The following is a 22,293-nucleotide window of genomic DNA, read 5'->3' as shown; positions in this document are numbered from 1 at the left end:
AGACTACCTCACCAAGAATTCCTAAGCCGTGCCTCCGGGCGCGGCTTTTTTATTGCCTTTTTTCAACCCTCCCCTGCTCGCCCTCTTTCCCAAAAGACTGATACCAATAATACCAATCTGGAAAACTAATTGATCTGTTTATCTGCCCGGTAAAGGTCGAACGAAAGATCTACTCCACCGACACGCTGCAAGCACCTCCCTGTGGCGACCATCACATGACGTCCTGTCATGTGATGGTCGCTGGAGTAGAACCCTTCATCCGCCCCAATGCTCCGGAGTCGACTGTAGGAGCGACCTGCAGACAACTAGGTGCTTAGGGAGAGGTAACAGAGCTCGGCTCCCACGACCGTGACAATGCCAGGGATGGCATTTCTCGAGCCCCCATCGATGGGTTTATGGCGTGTAGTGGGAGCTGGCTCTATTTCCTCGAGTATCCAGTTTTAAATAGATCATATTTTTACTTAGATTGGTATAACCGCTTCACTGCATTCATCCCGCTCTGCTCTTCCTCTCCATGACCACTAAAACCGGCCGATGGCATACCAGGACAGTAACTTGAGTAACACGGCTCCGCTCAAGATACAGAGGCCGAGACTGAAGGCGGTATCCACACCGTAATAGACCAGTCCGGCGGTCAGCAGACTGGCGGTCAGCATTTGCAGTGCGCCGGACAGGGCGGCGGCGGCACCGGCCAGATCCCGATAGGGCTCCAGCAAGCGGCTCATCGCATTGGAGAAAGCCATACCATTACCCAGCGCCTGAATAAAGATGGCGCTGATCACCCAGACCGGCTGTAATGGCATCACCAGTATCCAGACACCGGCAGACATCTGAACAAAAGGACTCAGGCGCAGCATGTCTTCGGCCGATACCCGGTGCTGAATCCTATTATTGATAATCCCTCCCAGCAATAATCCCATCGCCGGCAGCAGTGCCCAGCTGCCATATTCTGCCGCACTCATGCCGATTTGCCGCTGCATCACGTAAGGCATTACCGACACCGACACCATCATCAGTGAAAACTGCCCCCACAACATGCCGCCATAACCCAGAAAGTGGCGTAACCCCAACAAATGGCGGTAGTTGAGGATAATGCTCTTCAACTTCATCGAGCGGCGTTCGCCGTTATGGGTTTCCTTAAAGCCGGCCAGCAGCAATGTCCATAGACCCAGCAGGTAAATAAACATGGCCACAAATACACTCTTCCACCCCAGGTGGTGACCGAGAATACCTCCTACCGCCGGTGCCGCAATCGGCGTAAAGGCCGCCGCCATGGCCACATAAGACAGCGCATTGCGCAAGGCCGCGCCCTCGAAGCGGTCGCGCAGCATGGCACGGGAAACCACGGCCCCACAGCCGGCGCCCAACCCCTGCAGTAACCGTCCCAATAATAGCCATTCGAATGATGCCCCGGGCAACAGACACAGACCTACTCCCAGCAACGCCAGTGCCAGTCCCGCCAGCAGCACCGGGCGACGCCCCCGGGCATCACTCAAGGGGCCATACAACAACTGTACCGGACCAAAGGCAAACAGATAGGCAGAAACCAGCCACTGTATTCGATCCGGATCTTCGGTCAGGGTCTGACTGATGGCCGGCAGCACTGGTAACAACAGGCCAATGCTCAATTGTCCCATGCTGACAATAAGACAGGCCAGAACAAGGGTATGGGTCGTCGTAGTGGATGTTGCCACGCATCTTCCTCTGATTATGGTAATGGGATCAGGGCTGCAGGATTAAAGTGAGCTTTACTTTGACAAGTCGGGCATTCATTAAGCACAATCAAGGTTGAAAAATAACAAACAGGACTGCCTACATGACTGCCCAACCAGCAAACCCCCAATCGCTTCAACAGGCTTTTTCATTGGGTAACGGACAGGATGCGGCACTGAACTGGTTGCGCAAGAATCAGACTCATTGCGCCATCTTCCTCACCAATGGCATCAAGCTGGAAGGAATGATCAGTGCCTTTGATCAATACAGCATTCTGCTATCTGACCCCCGCGGTCAGCAGCAGTTGATTTATAAAGCCAAGATTTCCACTATTTCTCCCGCGACCCGCCGGCCGCCGCGTACCGGGGTTATTCTCAACAAGCCCCGCCGCCCCCGTTACGAAAGCCATCACACTCCGCGAGAAGATAATCATCGCCGGGATGATCAATACGATCACCCCAACGACGACGATCAGGGCTAATTGCTTTCGTTGCTCAATAACAAAAAGGTCAGCTCAAGCTGACCTTTTTGTTATCAACGGGGAGGCTTTTGTCTCCCCGCTCCCGGATTTCCGCTTACGCGGCCACCAAGGTTAAATCAGTTCCAGCTCTTCCATCACCCGGCGAATGCGTGCCTTGGTGCTTTCCTGCAGCGGCACCACGGGAATACGACAGTGCTCGCTGGCCAGCCCCAGCAACGACAGACCATATTTGGGACAGGCCGGATTAGGCTCGGCAAACATCACCTGATGCAGCGGCAGCAAACGGTCCTGCAAGGCGCGGGCTTCTTCCCACTTGCCGGCCAGGGTCAGCTCCTGCAGCTGAGCACAGAGGCGTGGGGCCACGTTGGCGGTCACCGAGATACAACCCTGACCACCGGCCACGTTGTAAGACACGGCGGTACCGTCTTCGCCGGACAACCAGGCAAACGGCTTCTTGATCAATTGGCGTTCGGCCCAGGGGCGCGCCAGATCACCGGTCGCGTCTTTCACCCCGGCAATACGCGGCAGCTCGGCGATGCGCGCCATGGTCTCGGGCTGAATATCGACCACGGCCCGCGGCGGAATGTTGTAAACGATAATCGGCAGTTCGGTGGCATCGTGCAGCATCTTGAAATGCGCGTAAAGGCCATCCTGGCTCGGCTTGTTGTAATAACCGGCCACATGCAGGGTGGCATCGGCACCCACCTTCTGGGCACAGTTACTGTATTCAATCGCCTCTACCGGGTTGTTAGAGCCGGCACCGGCAATCACCGGTACTCGCCCTGCGGCCTGTTCCGCCACAATTTCAATCACCCGGCAATGCTCGTCATGAGTCAGGGTCGGACTTTCCCCGGTGGTGCCGACCGGCACAATGCCGTGAGTACCCTCCTCGATGTGCCAGTCAACCAGCCGGCGCAATGCCGCCTCGTCGAGTCGGTCACCGTCAAAGGGGGTAAGCAGGGCAACTAAAGAACCGCGAAACATGGAAACTCCTTCTCCTGGCTAGAGGATTGAAAAATTTAAATAAAAAACCCCGGTCGCTGTTGCATCACCGGGGTTTGAGAACATCTTGTCTTGATGAAAATCAGGCGTCGGTCACGCAACAGAGGCTGCCGCTTTTCGTTTAAGCGGTTTTCCCGGTTTACGTTTAACGATAAAAACCATGAGTTGCACCTGAAAAGACCTTGAACAGCATCTTTTGCTAATGACCGACAAATGTCAAGAGTACCGGTGGCATGTATAATGCCCAATTGATTTATTTACCGCGGAGCCCGCGATGTTTGAGGCCTTGACCCCGGTCAGCGAAATGCTGACCCGTAATCTGGATATTCTGAGCCGCCAGCCCTTGCTGGTATGCGGTTTGCTCGAAGACAAGCTTCCCGGTCTGCTGGCCGAGGCCGGCCCCGCGCCCCGGGTGTTTACCACCGATTTTCGCTATTTTCAGTGGCAACAGGCCCAGGGTTTTGCCGATATCGAATTTGGCACCCGCCCCGCTCCCGGTAGCGCTGCCGGCCTGCTGTTGCTGATGCCCAAGGCCAAGGCCGAGGCAGAGTACCTGCTGGCCGCCTGCCTGCCATTGCTGGCGGTCGGTGCCCCGGTGTTTATCGCCGGAGACAACAAGGGGGGCGTCAAGTCGGCGCCCAAATTACTGGCGCCCTACTGCGAGCAGGTCAACAAGCTGGACAGTGCTCGACGCGCCAGCCTGTATCAGGCCGAACTGACGACCCTGCCAACCCCCTTTGCCCTGGCCGACTGGATTAGTCGTTATCCGCTGGAAGAAGAGCAACTGCAGATCTGTGCCCTGCCTGGCGTATTCAGTGCCGGCCATCTGGACTCGGGCTCTCGCCTGCTGCTGAATACCATCAGCTCCCTCAAGGGGCGGGTACTCGACTTCGGTTGTGGTGCCGGCGTCATCGGCGCCAGCCTGTTGAAGCGTAATGCCGACATGGCGCTGGAATGCATCGATATCAACGCCCTGGCATTGGAAGCCAGCCGAATGACCCTGGCGGAAAACCGGCTCGACACCAACGCCAGGGTCTATGCCTCCGACGGCCTGAGTCAGGTGAGCGGCAAGTTCAATCACATCATCAGCAACCCGCCCTTTCATGCAGGCCTGAAAACCTTTTATCACACCACCGAAACCCTGCTGAGCTCCGCCGCCGATTATCTGCTGCCCGGCGGCTCGCTGATCCTGGTGGCCAATGCCTTTCTGCCCTATCCGGAGTTGATAGAAAAGAGCTTTGGTCACTGCGAAACCCTGGCCGCCACCGGCAAGTTCAAGATCTATCGAGCCAGACGCTGACTTTACGTGCGTAATTAGCCCACTTTTTAACCAACCGGCCATGAGCGCCGGTTTTTTTAACTTTTCTCGAAAACTTCGTATTGACGAGCGGAAAAAAATCTATAGAATTCGCAGTCCTTGGCAACGCGAGGGTGGCGGAATTGGTAGACGCGCTAGCTTCAGGTGTTAGTGTCCTATGGATGTGGGGGTTCAAGTCCCCCCCTTCGCACCAAGTTACCGCAAGGTAACGGACGCCAGGAAACGATGACGGCCTCATCTAAAACAGCCGGACAATTTGAGTATGCGAGGGTGGCGGAATTGGTAGACGCGCTAGCTTCAGGTGTTAGTGTCCTATGGATGTGGGGGTTCAAGTCCCCCCCTTCGCACCAGACTCCCAGGGTCTGTTAATATACTCAGATAAAAAGATGGTGGCTCATCTCAAATAGCCGAACAATCAGGTATGCGAGGGTGGCGGAATTGGTAGACGCGCTAGCTTCAGGTGTTAGTGTCCTATGGACGTGGGGGTTCAAGTCCCCCCCTTCGCACCACGATTGTTATATCAGCTAATAGCCCCCTGCTATTTAAGCAGTACCACTCTGAAATATCCCTCTGTTATTCGAACCATCCCCTTTGTAAAGCGAATGCTCGCAAGTCTCTTGCCGAGTTCAATTTCTTGATTTGTAAGCCAATTTTAATAAAGATCCGATCATTAATTTAAATCTGAGATCGAGGCAACACAGCCACCTCTGGGGTACAGGCCAAAATCCTGATCAGGTGCTTAATGTAATTGGTATCACTATCCCCAACGTCCAGATCCGCGCGATTAGATAAGGTTTGTGCGTCACTGCACAATAGAGTAATTTTAGCGCCGCACGCTGTTGTGCGATGGCTTTGTGAGTTTGAGATAGAACATGAATAACGGATTTGCCCAACTGCAGGCCCAATTTTTACGTTTACGCAGCAACAAGCTGTTCGAAGGTTTTGTCATTACCGTCATCGTGTTGTCCGCCCTGGTGGTGGGCGCCAAAACCTACGACAACACCAGCCGTTTCGAGCAAATACTGGCGGTACTGGACGCCGCCGTTACCCTGTTCTTCCTGGTGGAGATCGCCATCCGCATGGCGGCTGAACCCCGTTTCAGGGACTTTTTCAAGTCCGGCTGGAATGTTTTCGACCTGGTGATAGTGCTGGCCAGCATAGTACCCATCGACAGCACCGACACAGTGCTGATTGCCCGCCTGCTGCGAGTGTTCCGCGCCTTGCGATTGATCTCCATGATCCCCGAGCTGAGGGTACTGCTCAACGCCCTGGTGGTGTCCATCCCGCGCATGGGCTATGTGGCGCTGCTGATGTTCATCATCTTCTATATCTACGCCGCTGTCGGCAGTTTCGTGTTCGAACAGGTCGATCCCTTCCTGTGGGGCAATATCAGCCAGGCGATGCTGACCCTGTTCCGCATCGCCACCTTCGAGGACTGGACCGATGTGATGTATGCCACCATGGAGCCCTATCCCTACAGCTGGATTTTCTACATCACCTTTATCTTCCTCACCGCCTTTATCTTCCTCAACATGATGATCGGCATAGTACTGGAAGTAATGCAAAGCGAGAGTGCCAAGTTCAAGGCGGAAAATGGAGAAGGACCGGAGCAGGAGAGCCGGGCGCTGCATCAGGAGCTGGGCCAGTTGCGGGAACAGCTGAACCGGGTTGAAGCCCTGCTGCAGAAAAACAACCGCCGGCCTTGAAGCGGCAGGCAAAGATGCTTCCCCACGTCAGGTGCCCAGCAGCAAGCCCAGGGTCAGCCCCAGCCCGGCCAGCCCGCCGACAGGTAGCCAGTACCAGTGACGGCTGACCGCGGGCACCATCAACAGCAACGCAAACAGCGCGAAACCCGCACTAAGCCACAGGGTCAGCGCCGAGTTCGGCACCCACCACACCACCGTCAGCCAGCACAATACCAACAACACGACCATGTTCGCCTCCTCCGTCGAGATGATGATAATAGTTATCATTAACTTTTATTGCAATATCTTATACCAACCCCAGTAATGATCTGATCATATTAAGGCCTCAGATCAGAGGCAACACAGCCGCCTCCCACGACACGCCATAAACTCATCCCAGAGGGCTCAGGAAATGCCTTCCATGGCATTTCACGGTCGTGGCAGTCGATCTCTGTTGCCTCTTCTCGAGTACCGAGTTACCTGTAAACGACGCCAACAGGCAGCTCCTTGGCATCTGGGAGGATAAAGGGATCTGCTCCGCCGACCCTCCGCGCCAAGGATGGCGCGGCGGAGCCTACACGGATGTATTCACGGCGTGTCGGAGGAGCGAGCCATTTGTCCGACCTTTGCAGAGCACCGAATAGATCAGTTAGTTAATCAGTTTGGTATTATTCGCCTTATGCCCGCGTCAACAGCGCCACCGTTTCCACATGCATGGTGTGGGGAAACATATCCACCGGTGTGGCCTGTTCCAGCTTGAAGCTATGCTCACACAACCAGGCCAGATCCCGGGCCAGGGTCTTGGGATTACAGGACACATACACCAGCCGACGGGGCTGCATCTCGGCTAGGGTCACCAGCAGCGCCGTATCACAGCCCTTGCGCGGCGGATCCACCACCACTACATCGGCGGTCACGCCCTCGGCATACAGCCGGGGCACCAGCTGCTCTGCCGCCCCCTGATGGAACTCGATATTGGTGATGCCGTTCAGCTCGGCATTGGCACGGGCGTCGGCAATGGCCTCGGGCACCAGCTCGATGCCGATCACCTGTCTGGCGTGGCGGGCCATAAACAGGCTGATGGTACCGATGCCGCAGTAAAGGTCGAACACCACTTCATTGCCCTGCAGCTTGGCCAGTCGCATCGCCTCCCGGTACAGCACCTCGGTCTGGCGTGGGTTGACCTGATAGAAAGACAGCGGTGAAATGGCAAACTCCAGTCCATCCAGGCTATCGACGATCAGCTCTTTACCCCACAGTAGTCGGTTCTCCGGCCCCAGCACCCGATTGCCGACAGCCGCATTGATATTCAGCATCAGGCTGGCCAGCCCGGTAACAGACTCAAGCTCGGTTACCAGCTGGGCCAAGGCCTCATTCGAGGGAGATTCGGCCACCACCAGCACCACCATCAACTCACCGCTGTGAATGCCGTCACGCACCATGATATGGCGAACGCTGCCGCTGTGAGTGGCTTCGTTATAGGCCGATACGGCACAGCGGCGCATCCAGGCTCTTGTTCGTTGCACCACCTCGGTGGTTACCGGCGCCTGCACTCGACATTCATCGACTTCCACCAGCTGATGGCTGTGTTTGGCATAGAAGCCGACTTCGGGTCCGGGCTTTACCGCATATTGAGCCTTGTTGCGATAATGAAAGGGCTCGCTCATGCCCAGGGTATTTGCCACCGGGCAGTCCAGGCCTTTGGCCTGCAACACATCGACCAGCAGCCGGCGCTTCAGCTCGAGCTGAGCCTCATCGTTCATCACTCGCAGCTGGCAGCCGCCACAGGCGGTGTAGCGGCAAAAGTCCTCACGCCGCGCCGCCGCAGGCTGCAGCACCCGTACCAGGGTTCCCTGACAGAAGTTGCGCTTGACCAGATTCAGCTGCACCTCAACCTGTTCGTCGGGCAGCGCGCCTTCGATATACAAGGGCCGCCCTTCCAGAGTGGCGATGCCATCTCCTTTCTCGGTAAGGCTGTGAACGGAGACGCTAACCAACAGGCCGGGCTTTAACATGACAATACACTCTAGGTAAGATGCAAAAAACAGCTCATTCTACGTGATCCCGCCGCTGGCGGGAATGGACCTTGAAAGGTCGCATGTCACCGGTCATCAGGGATAGGTGGACAGGATAGGATTAGCGCCGGCAATAGGCTGGAAACGGGTGTTTTACACGGTACCAAGCGGGAAGGTGAAGACCAGAAAGCAAAAAACCACCTCGCGGGTGGTTTTGATTATCAAGTGGTAGCGGTGGGCGGACTTGAACCGCCACGCCCGAAGGCAACGGATTTTGAATCCGTCGTGTATACCAATTTCACCACACCGCCTCTTGATAACTCACCTAGGTGAGCGGTTTGCATTATACGTATCCGCCGGCTGCCCGCAAGCAGATTATGACAACAAGCGTCACGAATGCATATAAATTATGCAATCGAGTATCGATTACTCCCGGCCACTGCATTTGCTAGAATACGGCCACTTTTCAGCAAACGGCGGATAATGGTAGTGAATTCTTATACGGGGCTGCCCAGGGCAGGTGTAATGCGGCGACTGGGTGCCTGGCTTTATGATTTACTGGTGGTGATATCGCTGCTGATGGTGGCGGGATTTATCTTCTTCGGCCTGACTGCGCTGGCCCTGAGTCAGGGTTGGATAACACTGGGGCCCTATCAGGATACCGCCGAGCTGCTCAGTGCCAACCGGCTGTACCAACTGAGCCTGCTGACAGTGGCCCTTGGCTTTTATTGCTGGTTCTGGCGTACCAGCGGCCAGACCATCGGCATGCGCGCCTGGCGCCTGCGGGTGCAGAATACCGATGGCCGCCGCCTTAGTCTGGCACAGTGCATTATCCGCGCCGTCACTGCGCTACTGGGACTGGGTAACTTCTGGATCTGGCTGAACCCGCGCACAAAACTGGCGCTGCAGGATAAAATCGCCGACTGCGAGATGGTGGTGATGAGCAAGGAGCTGAACAAGCAGCTGCTGGATAAACAGTAACCGGGACTGGGGAATAGGGAATAGGGAATAGGGAATAGGGAATAGGGAATAGGGATTAATCCAGTCCCCAGTCCCTAATCCCCAGCCCCTATTCCCCAACCCCCGCTTTCAGGCCCTGCGATTGAGCAAAAACAGCGCCACGCCGATAAACAGCAGGCTGGGACCCAGGGCTCCGATCACCGGCGGCACCTCATAGACCAGGCTGATGGGGCCAAACACTTCGTTGGCCACATAGAAACCGAACCCGAACAGAATACCCATCAACAGTCGCGCCCCCATGGTCACGCTGCGCAAGGCGCCGAACACGAAGGAAGAGGCCAGCAACATCATGGCAATCACCATCACCGGCTGCAGTGCCTTGCGCCAGAATTCCAGTTCATAGAGGCTGCTGTCCTGACCGTTGTCTTCCAGATAGCCTCGGTACTCCCACAGGCCGCGCATCGACAATTCGCCCGGATCGATGGCCACCACCCCCAGTTTTTCCGGCGTCAGGCTGGAATGCCAGACCCGGCCGGCCTCTTGTTCGGTCTCGACGGACACGCCGGGGGTGAACAGGGTGTCGGTCACGCCGCTCAGCTGCCATTGCTGATCCTGATAAGTCGCACTGGCCGCCTGAGTGATACGGCTGAGTTGCATGTCATCGTTGAAGTAATAGAGAGTGATATTACTCAGGGTGCCGTCACGCCGGGCCTGGCCGATATTGATATAGGATTCGTTGTCCTTGGCCCAGACGCCGTTGACCGACAGCACCACCTGCCCGTTGGAGCGGGACTGGGTTCGCAGATCGTCCGCCGCCAGCTTGGTGGTCGGCACCGCATATTCGCCAATCAACATGATGATCAGCATCAGCGGCAAGGCCGTTTTAAGGGCGCTGGTGACGATATTGAAACGGGAGCTGCCGGAAGCCTGCATCACCACCAGCTCGCTGCTGCTGGCCAGCTGACCCAGTCCGATCAGGCCACCCAGCAAAGCCGCGATGGGAAAGAACAGTACGATTTCCTTGGGCATCGACAGCAGCACATAATAAAACGCCGTCAGCAGGGTATAGCTGCCCTCACCCACGCTGCGCAACTGCTCCACATAACGAATAATGGCGGACAGCCCCACCAGCGTCAGTTCGCACAACAGCATGGACATCAGCACGGTACGGCCGATGTAACGATCGAGAATAGTCAGCATCAGGCCGCCTTGTTTCGTTTTAATTTTTCCCGGGTTCGGTTCCACCAGGCCGTTTCCAGCAAATTAAGCGGCACCGTCACCAGCAGCAAGAACAGCAGTGGCACCGTATAGAGACCGGGCAACACCGGCAGCTCCCCTCCCTCCACCGCCGAGCGGGAGGCACTCTGCAACAGAAAATAAGCCAGATACAGCAGTATGGCCGGCAGCAACTTGGCATAACGGCCCTGGCGCGGATTCACCACCGCCAACGGCACGACCGCCAGGGTCAGCACCAGCATCGACAGCGGCAACACCAGTCGCCACTGTAACTCGACCCTGTCCAGCAATGCGTCCGACTGCCAGAGAGAAGAGCTGTCTATCGACGCCTCTTTGCGCTCCGCTTCGCCCACCTCGGATGCACGAATATAGGCGCTGTATTCGTCGAACTCGGCCACATCAAACTCCCGGTTACCGGGAGTTCCGCTGTAGCGACGACCATCTTCGAGCGTCAGCCACTGACCGCCACTGCGCTCGTGCAAACGGCCGCCGTCGGCCACCACTATGCTGGGATCCTGCTGGGCCTGGCCCCGTTGCACCACAAACAGGCGATTAAGGCGGTTTCCCTCCTCTTCGGGCTCCAGCTCTTCCACATAGGCCACGATGCGACCGCCGTCCAGGCTCATGAAGCGTGCTTCACGCAATACGGCAAAGCCCGGGTCGGCCTTCACCTCTTCCAGTAACTGATAGACTTGCGCCTTGGACCAGGGCGTGAGCCAGAGCGAGTTAAACAGCGCAACGCCGGTCCAGAACAAGGCCAGAATCATGGTGGCGCGCATGATTTTACCGGGGCCAATGCCCACCGCCCGCATCACCGTCATCTCGCTTTCGGCGTACAGGCGGCCGTGTGCAAACAGAATACCGATAAAGAGGCTGATCGGCAGCATCAGCGTGGCCATGTCAGGCAGGTTAAGCAGCAGCAATTTACCGACCAGGGCGCCGGGTATCTCACCGTTGGCGGCGTTCCCCAAAACCTCGATAAAATTCTGGCTGACAAAGATCAGCAGCAGCACGAACAACACGGCCAGCTGAGTCTTCAGGGTTTCCCAAAACAAATAGCGGAATGCAATCACCGTTAATCCCAGTGTAAACTTGTCTTTTTAATGGAAACGCTTAAGAATAAGCGTAAAATTACGATTTTCGCATATTAAGTACGCGAAGTTCGGCGTCTTTTAGCGATGGCCACCATTATCGTTGATCTGACGCTCATTGTCTTCAAGCTGTAGGAGAATCCATGGAGTTCAGTGTTAAAAGTGGTAGCCCCGAAAAACAGCGCAGCGCCTGCATCGTGGTTGGCGTATTCGAGCCCCGCCGTTTGTCTCCGGTCGCCGAACAGCTGGATAAAATCAGCGACGGTTACCTGAGTTCACTGTTGCGCCGCGGCGATCTGGAAGGCAAGGCCGGCCAGATGCTGTTACTGCACCATGTGCCTGGCGTGCTGAGCGAACGCGTACTGCTCGTCGGTTGCGGCAAGGAACGAGAGCTCGACGAGCGCCAGTATAAACAGATCATCCGCAATACCATCAGCACCCTGAACGACACCGGCTCGATGGAAGCCGTCTGCTTTCTGACCGAGCTGCACGTCAAGGGCCGCGACACCTACTGGAAGGTACGCCAGGCGGTAGAAACCACCAAGGCCAGCCTCTATACCTTCGAACAGTTCAAGACCAACAAGGCCGAACCCCGTCGCCCGCTGCGCAAGCTGGTGTTCAACGTACCCACCCGCCGGGAGCTGACCATCGGCGAGCGCGCCATTACCCATGGTCTGGCCGTGGCCAGGGGCGTCAAGGTGTGCCGGGATGTGGCCAACATGCCGCCCAACGTATGCAACCCCGCCTACCTGGCGTCCCAGGCACGCCAGCTGGCCGACGCCTGGGACAACATCAGCACCCGGGTGATCGGCGAGGAAGAAATGGCCGAGCTGGGCATGAATGCCTACCTGGCCGTCGCCCGCGGATCCCATAACGAAGCCATGATGTCGGTCATCGAGTACAAGGGGCATCCGGATCCCGAGGCGCGTCCCATCGCGCTGGTCGGCAAGGGCCTGACCTTCGATGCCGGCGGTATTTCACTCAAGCCCGCCGAAGGCATGGATGAAATGAAATACGACATGGGAGGCGCCGCCTCGGTGCTGGGCACCATGCAGGCGCTGGCCGAGCTGCAGTTGCCGGTGAACGTGGTCGCCATTCTCGCCGGCTGTGAAAACATGCCCGACGGCAATGCCTATCGTCCCGGTGACATTCTGACCAGCATGTCCGGCCAGACCATAGAGGTGCTCAATACCGATGCCGAAGGCCGACTGGTACTGTGCGATGCCCTGACCTTTGTCGAGCGGTTCGAACCGGAAGTGGTGGTCGATGTCGCCACCCTGACCGGCGCCTGCATCATAGCACTGGGTCATCATACCTCCGCGCTGCTGGCCAACCACAATCCGCTGGCCCATGAGCTGCTCAATGCCTCGGAACAGGCCGGCGATCGCGCCTGGCGCCTGCCGATGGGCGACGAGTATCAGGAACAGCTGGAAAGCCCGTTTGCCGACATGGGCAACATCGGTGGCCGTGCGGCCGGTGCCATTACCGCCGCCTGCTTCCTCAGCCGCTTCACCAAGAAGTACAACTGGGCTCACCTGGATGTGGCCGGTACCGCCTGGAACAGCGGCAAAAACAAGGGTGCCACCGGTCGTCCGGTACCGCTGTTGACCCAGTTTCTGCTGAACCGGGCCGGCGTTAACAACATCGAAGAGTGAGCATGAGCCAAGGTTGTTTTTATCTGCTGCCGGACGCTTCCGGCCCCGAGCTGCTCGAGCAGCTGGTTTGTCGGCTTACCACCGACTGTTACCGCCAGGGGCTGGGTGTCTTCATTCATACCCGCGACCAGGCTCAGGCCGAGGCGCTGGATGAACGGCTGTGGCAACAGCCCGCCGACGGCTTTGTGGCGCACAATCTTCAGGGCGAAGGCCCCCGCCAGGGCGCGCCCGTGGTGATCAGTCATCAGGCGCCGCACAGCGGGCGCCCTGTGCTGATCAACCTGGCACCCCAGGCGCCCGCCTTTGCCCGGCGTTTCAAGCAGCTGATTGACTTCGTGCCCTCCTATGAGGAGGGCAAGCAACAGGCTCGGGAACGCTTTAAAGCCTATCGTCAGGCCGGTTTTGAACTCACTACCGCCCCTGTACCACCCCAAACTCAAGACGAATAACATCATGGAAAAAACCTTTAATCCCAACGCCATCGAGCAGGCCCTGTACCAGCAATGGGAAAGCAGGGGTTACTTCAAGGCCCACGGCGACACCAGCAAAGACCCCTACAGCATCATGATACCGCCACCCAACGTGACCGGTAGCCTGCACATGGGGCATGCTTTCCAGGACTCCATCATGGATACCCTGATCCGTTACCAGCGCATGCAGGATAAAAACACCCTGTGGCAGGTAGGAACCGATCACGCCGGTATCGCTACCCAGATGGTGGTGGAACGCAAGATCGCCGCCGAAGAAGGCAAGAACCGTCACGATTACGGTCGCGAAGCCTTCATCGACAAGATCTGGGACTGGAAAAAAGAATCCGGCGGTACCATCACCAAGCAGTTGCGCCGTCTGGGTGCCTCGGTCGACTGGGAGCGCGAGCGCTTTACCATGGACGAAGGCCTGTCCAATGCGGTGAAGGAAGTGTTCGTACAGCTGTATGAAGACGATCTCATCTACCGTGGCAAACGCCTGGTGAACTGGGATCCCAAGCTGCACACCGCCATCTCCGATCTGGAAGTGGAAAACCGGGATGTAAAAGGCCACATGTGGCAATTCCGCTACCCGCTGGCCGACGGCGTCAACACCGCCGACGGCAAAGACTATCTGGTGGTGGCCACCACCCGTCCGGAAACCATGCTGGGCGATACCGCCGTGGCGGTAAACCCGGAAGATCCGCGTTATAAAGACCTGATTGGCAAATTCATCATGCTGCCGCTGGTCAATCGCCGTATTCCCATCGTTGGCGACGAGCATGCCGACATGGAAAAAGGCACCGGTTGCGTGAAAATCACCCCGGCCCACGACTTCAACGATGCCGAGGTCGGCAAGCGCCACCAGCTGCCGCAGATCAACGTGCTGACCCTGAATGCCGACATTCGTGCCGAAGCCGAAGTGTTCACCAGCAAGGGCGAGCCCAGCACCGTTTATTCCGCCGAGCTGCCGGCGCAGTTCCAGGGACTGGAGCGTTACGAGGCCCGCACGGCCATCGTCTCCGCCCTCGACGAACTCGGTCTGCTCGACAGCATCAAGGATCACGATCTGACCGTGCCTTACGGCGATCGTGGCGGTGTGGTCATCGAACCCATGCTGACCGACCAGTGGTATGTACGTGCGGCCCCGCTGGCCAAGGTCGCTACCCAGGCGGTGGAAGACGGCGAAATCCAGTTCGTGCCCAAGCAGTACGAAAACATGTATTTTTCCTGGATGCGCGACATTCAGGACTGGTGTATCTCGCGCCAGCTGTGGTGGGGCCACCGTATTCCGGCCTGGTACGACACCGAAGGCAAGGTCTATGTAGGTCGTGACGAAGCCGAAGTGCGCGCCGCCAACCAGCTTGGCGACGAGGTGGTACTGAGCCAGGACAACGATGTGCTCGACACCTGGTTCAGCTCGGCGCTGTGGACCTTCTCCACCCTGGGCTGGCCGGAAAAGACCCCGGAGCTGGCCACCTTCCATCCGACCAGCGTGCTGGTCACCGGCTTCGACATCATTTTCTTCTGGGTGGCGCGCATGATCATGATGACCATGCACTTCATCAAGGACGAAAACGGCAAACCGCAGGTTCCGTTCAAAACCGTTTACGTCACCGGTCTGATCCGTGACGAAAACGGCGACAAAATGTCCAAGTCCAAGGGCAACGTGCTGGATCCGCTGGACATGATTGACGGCATCGATCTGGAGTCGCTGGTGACCAAGCGTACCGGCAACATGATGCAACCCCAGCTGGCGGCCAAAATCGAAAAAGCCACCCGCAAGGAATTTGCCGACGGCATAGAGGCGCACGGCACCGATGCCCTGCGCTTTACCCTGGCGGCCATGGCCTCGACCGGTCGTGACATCAACTGGGACATGAAGCGTCTCGACGGCTACCGCAACTTCTGCAACAAGCTGTGGAACGCCTCCCGCTACGTGCTGATGAGCACCGAAGAGCAGGATTGTGGTCTGAAGGGCGGCGAGCTCAAGTACTCGCTGGCGGATCGCTGGATTCAGGCACAACTGCAGGTCACCATCAAGGACGTGCGCGACGCACTGGACAGCTATCGCTTCGACCGGGCCGCCAATGCGCTGTACGAGTTTATCTGGAACCAGTTCTGCGACTGGTATCTTGAGCTGACCAAGCCGGTGCTGTGGCACGGCTCCGAGGCCGAGCAGCGCGCTACCCGCAAGACCCTGATCGAAGTGCTGGAAACCCTGCTGCGTCTGGCTCACCCCATCATGCCCTTCATCACCGAAGAGATCTGGCAGCGGGTGGCTCCGCTGGCCGGTCGTGGTGGCGACAGCATCATGCTGGCCGCTTATCCACAGGCCGATGCCGCGCTGGAAGACAGCGCCGCCATGGCCGATCTGGAATGGGTGAAACGCTTCATCGTGTCTATCCGCAACCTGCGGGCCGAAATGAACATTCCGCCCAGCCAGGCATTGAATGTGCTGTTGCGCCCGGCCGGTGACGACAGCCGTCGCGCTACCGACAACGACGCCTTCCTCAAGGCCATGGCCAAGCTGGACACCATTACCCAGCTGGCGGCAGACGAAGAAGCGCCCACCTCCAGCAAGCAGCTGATCGGTGACACCGAACTGCTGCTGCCGATGGCGGGCATCATCGACAAGGATGCCGAGCTGGCCCGGCTGCAGAAGGAACTGGGCAAGGTAGGCGGTGAGATCAAGCGACTGGAGGGCAAGCTGAACAATGCCAGCTTCGTCGCCAAGGCGCCCGCCGAGGTGGTGGAAAAAGAGCAGGAAAAGCTGGCCGACTACCAGGCCACCCTGGTCAAGCTGCAGCAGCAGCAGGAGCAGATAGCCAACCTGTAATACTTCATCGGGTGCCAGACGCCCGACATGGAGTAAGAAGCCGGCTCGAGAGCCGGCTTTTTTATCGGTGAAAAACGTAGCGGAAATTAAGCCAGGCCGGCCACCGCCCGTTGTACCGCCAAGGCTCCCTGATGGATTTCATCCATGATGGCCTCCACTTCCTGTACCTGCAGTTTTCCCTGTTCAGCCACCCCGGAAACGTCGGTGATCGCGGTCGAGACCTGTGCCGTCAGCTCCCGGTTCTGCTGCACCACCTGACCTATTTCTGCCGTCGCCCGGCTGGTACGCCCGGCCAACTGTCTGACTTCATCGGCAACCACCGCAAAGCCACGCCCCTGCTCACCGGCTCGGGCCGCCTCAATGGCCGCATTCAAGGCCAGTAAATTGGTCTGATCCGCCACACTGCTGATGGTCGCGACTATATCTTCGATATTGCGTGCCCGTTCGTTGAGACGTTCGATCAGCTGCATCGCCTGCGCGAGATCACCGGCGATACGGGATGAGGTATTTACCGATGCCAGCAAGGAGCCGGCACCTCGTTCGGCGATATGTGAGGTTTGTATCGCCGTTACGCTGGCCAGTTCCGACGCTTCCCGGGCTTGCTGGGCCTGTTGTACCCGAGTGGTAATATCGGAGGCAAACTTGACGACCCGCGCCACCTTGCCCTGCGCATCCAGAATCGGGTTATAGGTGGCTTCCAGCCAAAGCTCGCGCCCGGCCGCATCAAACCGCTTGAAACGCCCCGACTTGTGCTCTCCCCCCGCCAACTCTTGCCAGAAACCGGGATTATCACGATGAAAATTGTCTTCACAAAAGAGTCGGTGGTGTTTGCCGGTCAATTGCTCGAGCCGGTAACTCATAGTGGTCAGAAAATTTTCGTTGGCACTGATAATGGTGCCGTCGGGCATGAATTCGATCACCGCCATGGACTTGTGCAGCGAGTCCAGTACCGCCTGTTGGGATTCCAGTTGTCGCTGTTTGACCGTGATATCACTCGCCAGCTTCAGCACCTTGATGACGGTACCGTTTTTATCGCACACCGGAAAATAATTGGCCTCCAGCCAGATGGGGTCTCCCTGGCGGTTACGACGGGCAAAGGTTCCGCTCTGCCCCCGTCCCTGCTGCAGTTGCTGCCAGAAGCGGCGATACTCGGCCGACTGAACCAGGGCCGGATCGCAGAACAGGCGATGATTTTCTCTTTGCAGCTCCGCCAGCGAATAACCGACAACAGACAGAAACGCCGGATTGGCATCCAGAATGTCGCCATTGGGGGTGAATTCGATCACCGCCATATGATTTTTAATTGCACTCTGCTGTGCCAGTACTTGCTCGTACAGATCTTGATAATGAGCGGCCTGCTGCTTCAGTTTTCTGCTACCGAGCATGATGTTTCAATCTCCTGACATCTATCATATTAAATAAAAAGGGACGTTGCGGAGTAGTGACCCGTGAACAGAGGTTTTATTTTCACCTGATACGGTAATGAGAGCCGATAACTGCGCCACCGCATTGGATCCGACTTCTACGCCGATAGGAAAGGAATGCAATAAAAAGTTGTACTCAATGAGAGCCGGTCAGCATTATTACCATACAACCTGAAGGGAAAAGCCATGAATCCTCACGCCTTGCTCGTTTCTCTGCTGCTCGGTCTGCCATCGGTGATGGACGACAACACGCTTTCAGCGCAGCTATTGCAGGCCCACAATCAAATTCGCGCCGAGGTGCGGGCACCTCCGCTCGTCTGGTCTGATCTCGCCGAAGTGCAGGCACGGCGCTGGGCCCGTGAGCTGGCCCGGCGCTGCGACATAGAACACAGCCAGGGCTCCGGCTTCGGTGAGAACCTGTTTATGGGCACGCTCGGATATTATGACGAACTGGATGGCATCAAGGCCTGGGAGGAGGAAAAGCGGAATTATAGCGGGCAGCCACTGAGCCGCAGCCTGGTACCCAGCGTCGGTCATTATACCCAGATGATCTGGCCTCAGACCCGCGAGTTGGGCTGTGCCACCTCGGTCTGCAACAACAACCTGATACTGGTGTGCAACTATTATCCACCGGGTAACTATCTGGGTGAGTCGGCCTATTAAAACGGAAGACTCGACCGCGCCTTCCGTTTGGGGTATGGCGTTGTTATTTCTTGTCTTTATCTACCTGGTTGCCGATGACGCCACCGACCACGGCACCCCCTATGGTTCCCATAGTGCTGCCACCGGTAAGCACCGAGCCGGCAACACCGCCGGCGCCGGCGCCGATGGCGGTATTGCGATCCCGGTCCGACATGTTGCTACAGGCAGACAGGCCCAGCAGCAGAACGGCGGTTACAGCCGCTACCTTTATATTGCCATTGTTCGTCTTCATCATTGCCTCGACTGAATAAATACTCGCCACATGTATACACACTTATTAGTGTAATCCCTTTACTCACGGGCGGCGCGTCGTCGAAGCGGGTCTGTGTCTGATGCTGTCGCCCGCCGGACCGAATGCATCAGGCACCCGTCCCAAGCCATAACAAGCGCACCACCGCCACGTTGGCGATGCTGACCAGCAGCAGAAAACCGACATAGGTCATGACCAGGTAACGAAAATAGTTGTGTCGGCTGTGCCTGATCAGCCCCAGTTTTTCCTGATGCGCACGGTGAGACACGGCTATCTTGGCAAACAGCGCCAGCTCGAAGTGCATCAGCACCAGGCTGATCAGCGTCAGCACGGTACCGAGCAGCGGCGCTATCAGGATCCAGCCTTTCAGCACCTGGGTAATCTCGGGCTTCAGATAGGGCACAGCCCCCAGCAGCACCACGGCGATGGTGATCTGAAACAGTTTTTGCCAGATATGATCGTGGCGATATTTGTATTCATCCCACAGCTGCGCATGCGGGTCGTACGGGTGACACATCCGAGAGCTCCTGATCTCCAGTTTGCGCCACTATAGCATGGGACTCAGGCCCAGCTCTGCATCCTCGGGCCGGGCCATGTCTCCCTGCCGATAATCGCAAACGCCATCGGGGAACACCGCCTCCAGCATGGCGGTATAGGGTTCCACTTCCTGGGGCTGATAAAAGCCCAACGCCACCGCCTCGGCCACCGGCACCCGCGCGCATTTGAACAGATCGCCGGTCAGCGGACTGCCGGCGGCATTGCGCGGAGAGCGGTAGGCCGGATAACGGTTAAGGCAGGCGCCAATGTCTACATCTCCTCGCCAAGTGCCGTTCCAGACGTTGTTTCCTTCGGCAATCAATTCGCCCTGATCGGTCCAGCAGGCGTCTTTCGCCGCCGCCGGCCGTTGGCCCGTGGTCAGCCACTCGTCGAGCAGCACGAAGGCGCGATCACTGGGATCATAGGGTTTGCCACTTTGCCAGATAATCACGTTATCCGTATTACCCCGTGCCTGACGGATACGCAGCCAGGACGACAGGGTGGCGTAGGAGTGGTGCATGTCGAGCTGGCCGTCCAGATAGTGGCGCAGATCGATCACCGGTATATCGATGTTACCGAGGAAAACATGGCCGGAGTAGTAGGTTGCCGCCATGGCGCCGCTATGCCCCTGGCTGCGGGGCGCCGTCTTGATAAGCTCAACCTGGTTGCGTTCGAACACTCGCAACGGCACCGGACTGCCCGGCGTCTTCTGCATGTTATGGTCACTCCAGATGGACACCTCCGCCAGGCTGTCGTCTCCGCTCAGCACCCACAGTTTTTCCTGCGCCATGTCTTTTGGTGCCTTCCAGCTGCCGATATTGGCGTTGAGGTGCAGAAACTCGGCCATGCTGATCTGCCCCAACCTCAGGGCTTCCAGCCCATACTGCACCCCGACGTTATCATGGGTACGATGAGCAAAACCGTCTTCACCGACGCCATAGAAAGCGGCCAGATCGTGCCAGTGGCTGAAGCGGTCGGTGCCGGCCACGGCCGGTGCATAATGATTGGCCCGATGAAAATAACGGGGATTGTTGGTCAGCGGCGCCAGCCCGCGCCAACTCTTGGAGCATTCGTTGGCTCCCGGCGGCAGGGCCGGCAAGGTCAGCCCCAGGCCGGCAACCCGGGCCCAGCGATAGTATTTCTTGAACTCGTGCTCCACATCACTGCTGGCTGCAACGCCCATCACCTGGCCCCGGTTTTCCTGCACCCGCCAGCGTGGATTATCCCGCGCCGTGACGTCGAAATAGTATTCCAGCAGCTCGCAATCCAGTGCCCAGATGCTCTGGGTAATCATGTCCGGATAACTGTATTGGGGAATGATGGCGTCGAGCAGACCGGGTTTGTTCTGGGCAATCAGATACTGCTGTACCGCCCCACCGGAGCCACCGATGCCGACCGTATAGTCCGGCGTGCCGTAGCGGGCCACAAACTGCGCCTTGACCATCTCGGCGGTGTTGGCCGCCAGCCACACGTTATAGTGATTGCTGGTCATGTTGCCGCTGGATCCGGCCAGGGCGTAGCCCTGTGCCAGCTGTTCGGTCAGACGGGAGGCAATGCGCCCCAGACTCATCTTGCCCTGGCGCTTGCCGATGCCCACGCCACCCTTGAAGTGATAGATAAGCTTTTGGTTCCAGTAAGGACTGTGGGTTTCGGTCACCGGCGCCGCGGGATCGGCCAGCATGGCGATCACATAGATAAAGCGGTTGATGGTGCCGCGCTCCACTCGCAGCACGAAGGGAATCGACCTGCCCTGCCAGTCAAGCCAGGCCAGGTCGGCCGGCTCGCCATTTTCGGGCCAGAGGTGATAGTCGTCCCGCCCTTCCACCTTGTAGAAATAGTCGACCCGCGTCGGTAGCAGACAGTCCTGACTGTGGCCAAGCAGCCGGGTCTTGTCTTTCACGCCATCGAGCTCGGCATACACAGGGGTGCCGATGCCCAGGCGATTATCCACCAGCGGCTGGCCCAGCCCGACTTCTTCGGTATTACAGGCGAAGGGGTATTGCAGCGGGCCGAGTGAGGTATCCACCGGGCCCGTTTGACCGAGACCGACGGGAAAGTCGAAAACGGACAGGTCCAGCGGCACCCGGGAGGCATGGGGGCCCTGATAGACGGGTCTGGGCGCGGCAGGATCATAACCGGGCGGCAGCGCCTCCACCACCAGCTCGGGGGGATCCGATAACAGATGACGTCCCAGCCTCGCCTGTAACTGCGGCCAGCTCGCCAGCAGCCCCAACACCACCACCACCAGTGGCAACAGCCACCACCAACGTCTGCTTTTTATGTTCATATCGCGTCACCTCTGAGCTAAGCATAGCGGAGAGAAAAAGCGTTGCATCTCTCATTAAAGCGGTTATGGTCACGCCGATGAGAAGGAGAGGATTGATGATTGAAACATCGAAAAACGGAGCAAGCGCCTACAGATGGCCCCCGACTCTCGGCAGAATAATGCCGCTGGAATCCCGGCATGATGGCGGGCTGGCAGCACTTATTCGGACGATATCGGCAGAGTATGGCCTGACCGCCGATAAGGGCTTCAGCGTGGCCGATCCCGATCTCGACCGTCTGAGTCAGGTGTATCGGCAGCACGGCGCCGGATACTGGGTAGTGGAAGATGGTGAGGGGCGCCTACTGGGCGGTGCGGGTCTGGGCCCGATGCCGAAAGATAACGCCGTATGCGAACTGCAGAAAATGTATCTGGACTCAACAGCCAGAGGCAAGGGACTGGGCAGAGCGCTGGCACTGTATGTGTTGCAACAGGCCCGTATCTTGGGTTACCGACACTGCTATCTGGAAACCACGGCTATCCTGCCCGAGGCGCTGGCGCTTTATCGAAAGCTGGGGTTCCTGCCCTGCGAACGACGGGGCAACACCGGGCATCATGACTGTGAAATCACCCTGATGCTGCCCCTCGGCTAGCG

Annotated in this window: 19 protein-coding genes, 4 tRNA genes and 1 pseudogene; 12 read left to right on the top strand and 12 right to left on the bottom strand. The window is 57.7% G+C overall.

Annotated elements, in window-relative coordinates:
- Nucleotides 1-521 precede the first annotated feature (521 nt).
- The gene (locus ABD827_RS13050) at nucleotides 522-1,694 is read right to left on the bottom strand and encodes an MFS transporter (protein ID WP_344965166.1); all 1,173 of its coding nucleotides are present in this window, start codon (nucleotides 1,692-1,694) and stop codon (nucleotides 522-524) included.
- A 122-nt stretch (nucleotides 1,695-1,816) separates the two neighbouring features.
- Here ABD827_RS13050 and hfq point away from each other — a divergent pair, with 122 nt between their 5' ends.
- On the top strand, nucleotides 1,817-2,194 hold the full coding sequence (gene hfq / locus ABD827_RS13045) for an RNA chaperone Hfq (protein WP_344965165.1): 378 nt from the start codon (nucleotides 1,817-1,819) through the stop codon (nucleotides 2,192-2,194).
- Between the two features lie 111 nt (nucleotides 2,195-2,305).
- Here the strand turns inward: hfq and dapA are convergent, their stop codons facing one another.
- On the bottom strand, nucleotides 2,306-3,178 hold the full coding sequence (gene dapA, locus ABD827_RS13040; protein ID WP_344965164.1) for a 4-hydroxy-tetrahydrodipicolinate synthase: 873 nt from the start codon (nucleotides 3,176-3,178) through the stop codon (nucleotides 2,306-2,308).
- Between the two features lie 292 nt (nucleotides 3,179-3,470).
- Here dapA and rsmC point away from each other — a divergent pair, with 292 nt between their 5' ends.
- From rsmC to ABD827_RS13015, 5 genes are all read left to right on the top strand, one after another.
- Complete coding sequence (gene rsmC, locus ABD827_RS13035) at nucleotides 3,471-4,496, top strand: 16S rRNA (guanine(1207)-N(2))-methyltransferase RsmC (protein ID WP_344965163.1); 1,026 nt, start codon at nucleotides 3,471-3,473, stop codon at nucleotides 4,494-4,496.
- 125 nt (nucleotides 4,497-4,621) lie between these two features.
- A tRNA-Leu gene (locus ABD827_RS13030) sits at nucleotides 4,622-4,707 on the top strand.
- Nucleotides 4,708-4,778: 71 nt separating this feature from the next.
- Nucleotides 4,779-4,864: transfer RNA gene (locus tag ABD827_RS13025), tRNA-Leu, on the top strand.
- Between the two features lie 73 nt (nucleotides 4,865-4,937).
- Nucleotides 4,938-5,023 (top strand) — tRNA-Leu (locus ABD827_RS13020).
- A gap of 363 nt (nucleotides 5,024-5,386) precedes the next feature.
- A complete protein-coding gene (locus ABD827_RS13015; RefSeq protein ID WP_344965162.1) occupies nucleotides 5,387-6,220 on the top strand; it encodes an ion transporter in 834 nt (277 codons plus the stop codon).
- Nucleotides 6,221-6,247: 27 nt separating this feature from the next.
- Here the strand turns inward: ABD827_RS13015 and ABD827_RS13010 are convergent, their stop codons facing one another.
- The 3 genes from ABD827_RS13010 to ABD827_RS13000 all read right to left on the bottom strand — a co-directional run bounded on the left by ABD827_RS13010 (nucleotide 6,248) and on the right by ABD827_RS13000 (nucleotide 8,525).
- Complete coding sequence (locus tag ABD827_RS13010) at nucleotides 6,248-6,448, bottom strand: hypothetical protein (RefSeq protein ID WP_344965161.1); 201 nt, start codon at nucleotides 6,446-6,448, stop codon at nucleotides 6,248-6,250.
- Nucleotides 6,449-6,876: 428 nt separating this feature from the next.
- Complete coding sequence (rlmD, locus tag ABD827_RS13005; protein WP_344965160.1) at nucleotides 6,877-8,214, bottom strand: 23S rRNA (uracil(1939)-C(5))-methyltransferase RlmD; 1,338 nt, start codon at nucleotides 8,212-8,214, stop codon at nucleotides 6,877-6,879.
- A gap of 226 nt (nucleotides 8,215-8,440) precedes the next feature.
- Nucleotides 8,441-8,525 (bottom strand) — tRNA-Leu (locus tag ABD827_RS13000).
- 214 nt (nucleotides 8,526-8,739) lie between these two features.
- Here ABD827_RS13000 and ABD827_RS12995 point away from each other — a divergent pair.
- Complete coding sequence (locus tag ABD827_RS12995) at nucleotides 8,740-9,195, top strand: RDD family protein (protein WP_344965159.1); 456 nt, start codon at nucleotides 8,740-8,742, stop codon at nucleotides 9,193-9,195.
- 108 nt (nucleotides 9,196-9,303) lie between these two features.
- On the opposite strand, the gene lptG is transcribed toward ABD827_RS12995, so the two are convergent.
- Together lptG and lptF are read right to left on the bottom strand one after the other, a co-directional pair.
- The gene (gene lptG / locus ABD827_RS12990; RefSeq protein ID WP_344965158.1) at nucleotides 9,304-10,374 is read right to left on the bottom strand and encodes an LPS export ABC transporter permease LptG; all 1,071 of its coding nucleotides are present in this window, start codon (nucleotides 10,372-10,374) and stop codon (nucleotides 9,304-9,306) included.
- Entirely contained in the window at nucleotides 10,374-11,483 is a 1,110-nt protein-coding gene (gene lptF, locus ABD827_RS12985; protein ID WP_298721175.1) for an LPS export ABC transporter permease LptF, read from the bottom strand. Before lptF ends, lptG begins: the two co-directional genes overlap by 1 nt.
- A gap of 161 nt (nucleotides 11,484-11,644) precedes the next feature.
- On the opposite strand from lptF, the gene pepA reads away from it, so the two are divergent.
- The 3 genes from pepA to ABD827_RS12970 are packed head-to-tail and all read left to right on the top strand — an operon-like array spanning nucleotide 11,645 to nucleotide 16,462.
- Nucleotides 11,645-13,156, top strand: coding sequence for a leucyl aminopeptidase (gene pepA, locus ABD827_RS12980; protein ID WP_344965156.1), 1,512 nt, complete (start codon nucleotides 11,645-11,647; stop codon nucleotides 13,154-13,156).
- A gap of 2 nt (nucleotides 13,157-13,158) precedes the next feature.
- Complete coding sequence (locus tag ABD827_RS12975; protein WP_344965155.1) at nucleotides 13,159-13,605, top strand: DNA polymerase III subunit chi; 447 nt, start codon at nucleotides 13,159-13,161, stop codon at nucleotides 13,603-13,605.
- A gap of 4 nt (nucleotides 13,606-13,609) precedes the next feature.
- Nucleotides 13,610-16,462 (top strand): valine--tRNA ligase, encoded by a 2,853-nt coding sequence (locus ABD827_RS12970; RefSeq protein WP_344965154.1) that lies wholly within the window; start codon nucleotides 13,610-13,612, stop codon nucleotides 16,460-16,462.
- Nucleotides 16,463-16,548: 86 nt separating this feature from the next.
- Here ABD827_RS12970 and ABD827_RS17835 read toward each other — a convergent pair whose 3' ends face one another.
- The gene (locus tag ABD827_RS17835) at nucleotides 16,549-16,932 is read right to left on the bottom strand and encodes a methyl-accepting chemotaxis protein (protein WP_425568002.1); all 384 of its coding nucleotides are present in this window, start codon (nucleotides 16,930-16,932) and stop codon (nucleotides 16,549-16,551) included.
- 141 nt (nucleotides 16,933-17,073) lie between these two features.
- Nucleotides 17,074-17,754 (bottom strand): annotated as a pseudogene (locus ABD827_RS17830) (PAS domain-containing protein); the annotation flags it as partial.
- Between the two features lie 318 nt (nucleotides 17,755-18,072).
- Between ABD827_RS17830 and ABD827_RS12960 the strand changes: the two are divergent.
- On the top strand, nucleotides 18,073-18,549 hold the full coding sequence (locus ABD827_RS12960; RefSeq protein WP_344965152.1) for a CAP domain-containing protein: 477 nt from the start codon (nucleotides 18,073-18,075) through the stop codon (nucleotides 18,547-18,549).
- Nucleotides 18,550-18,592: 43 nt separating this feature from the next.
- Here ABD827_RS12960 and ABD827_RS12955 read toward each other — a convergent pair whose 3' ends face one another.
- The 3 genes from ABD827_RS12955 to ABD827_RS12945 form a co-directional block, all read right to left on the bottom strand.
- Complete coding sequence (locus ABD827_RS12955; protein ID WP_344965151.1) at nucleotides 18,593-18,823, bottom strand: glycine zipper 2TM domain-containing protein; 231 nt, start codon at nucleotides 18,821-18,823, stop codon at nucleotides 18,593-18,595.
- A gap of 124 nt (nucleotides 18,824-18,947) precedes the next feature.
- Complete coding sequence (locus ABD827_RS12950; RefSeq protein ID WP_298721156.1) at nucleotides 18,948-19,355, bottom strand: hypothetical protein; 408 nt, start codon at nucleotides 19,353-19,355, stop codon at nucleotides 18,948-18,950.
- A 30-nt stretch (nucleotides 19,356-19,385) separates the two neighbouring features.
- On the bottom strand, nucleotides 19,386-21,662 hold the full coding sequence (locus ABD827_RS12945; RefSeq protein WP_344965150.1) for a DUF6351 family protein: 2,277 nt from the start codon (nucleotides 21,660-21,662) through the stop codon (nucleotides 19,386-19,388).
- A gap of 95 nt (nucleotides 21,663-21,757) precedes the next feature.
- Between ABD827_RS12945 and ABD827_RS12940 the strand changes: the two genes are divergently transcribed.
- Complete coding sequence (locus ABD827_RS12940) at nucleotides 21,758-22,291, top strand: GNAT family N-acetyltransferase (protein WP_344965148.1); 534 nt, start codon at nucleotides 21,758-21,760, stop codon at nucleotides 22,289-22,291.
- Nucleotides 22,292-22,293: the final 2 nt, after the last annotated feature.

It is taken from the genome of Oceanisphaera sediminis, from assembly GCF_039539745.1.
Lineage (GTDB): Bacteria > Pseudomonadota > Gammaproteobacteria > Enterobacterales > Aeromonadaceae > Oceanimonas > Oceanimonas sediminis.
This window is presented reverse-complemented; position numbering and strand designations above follow the sequence as displayed.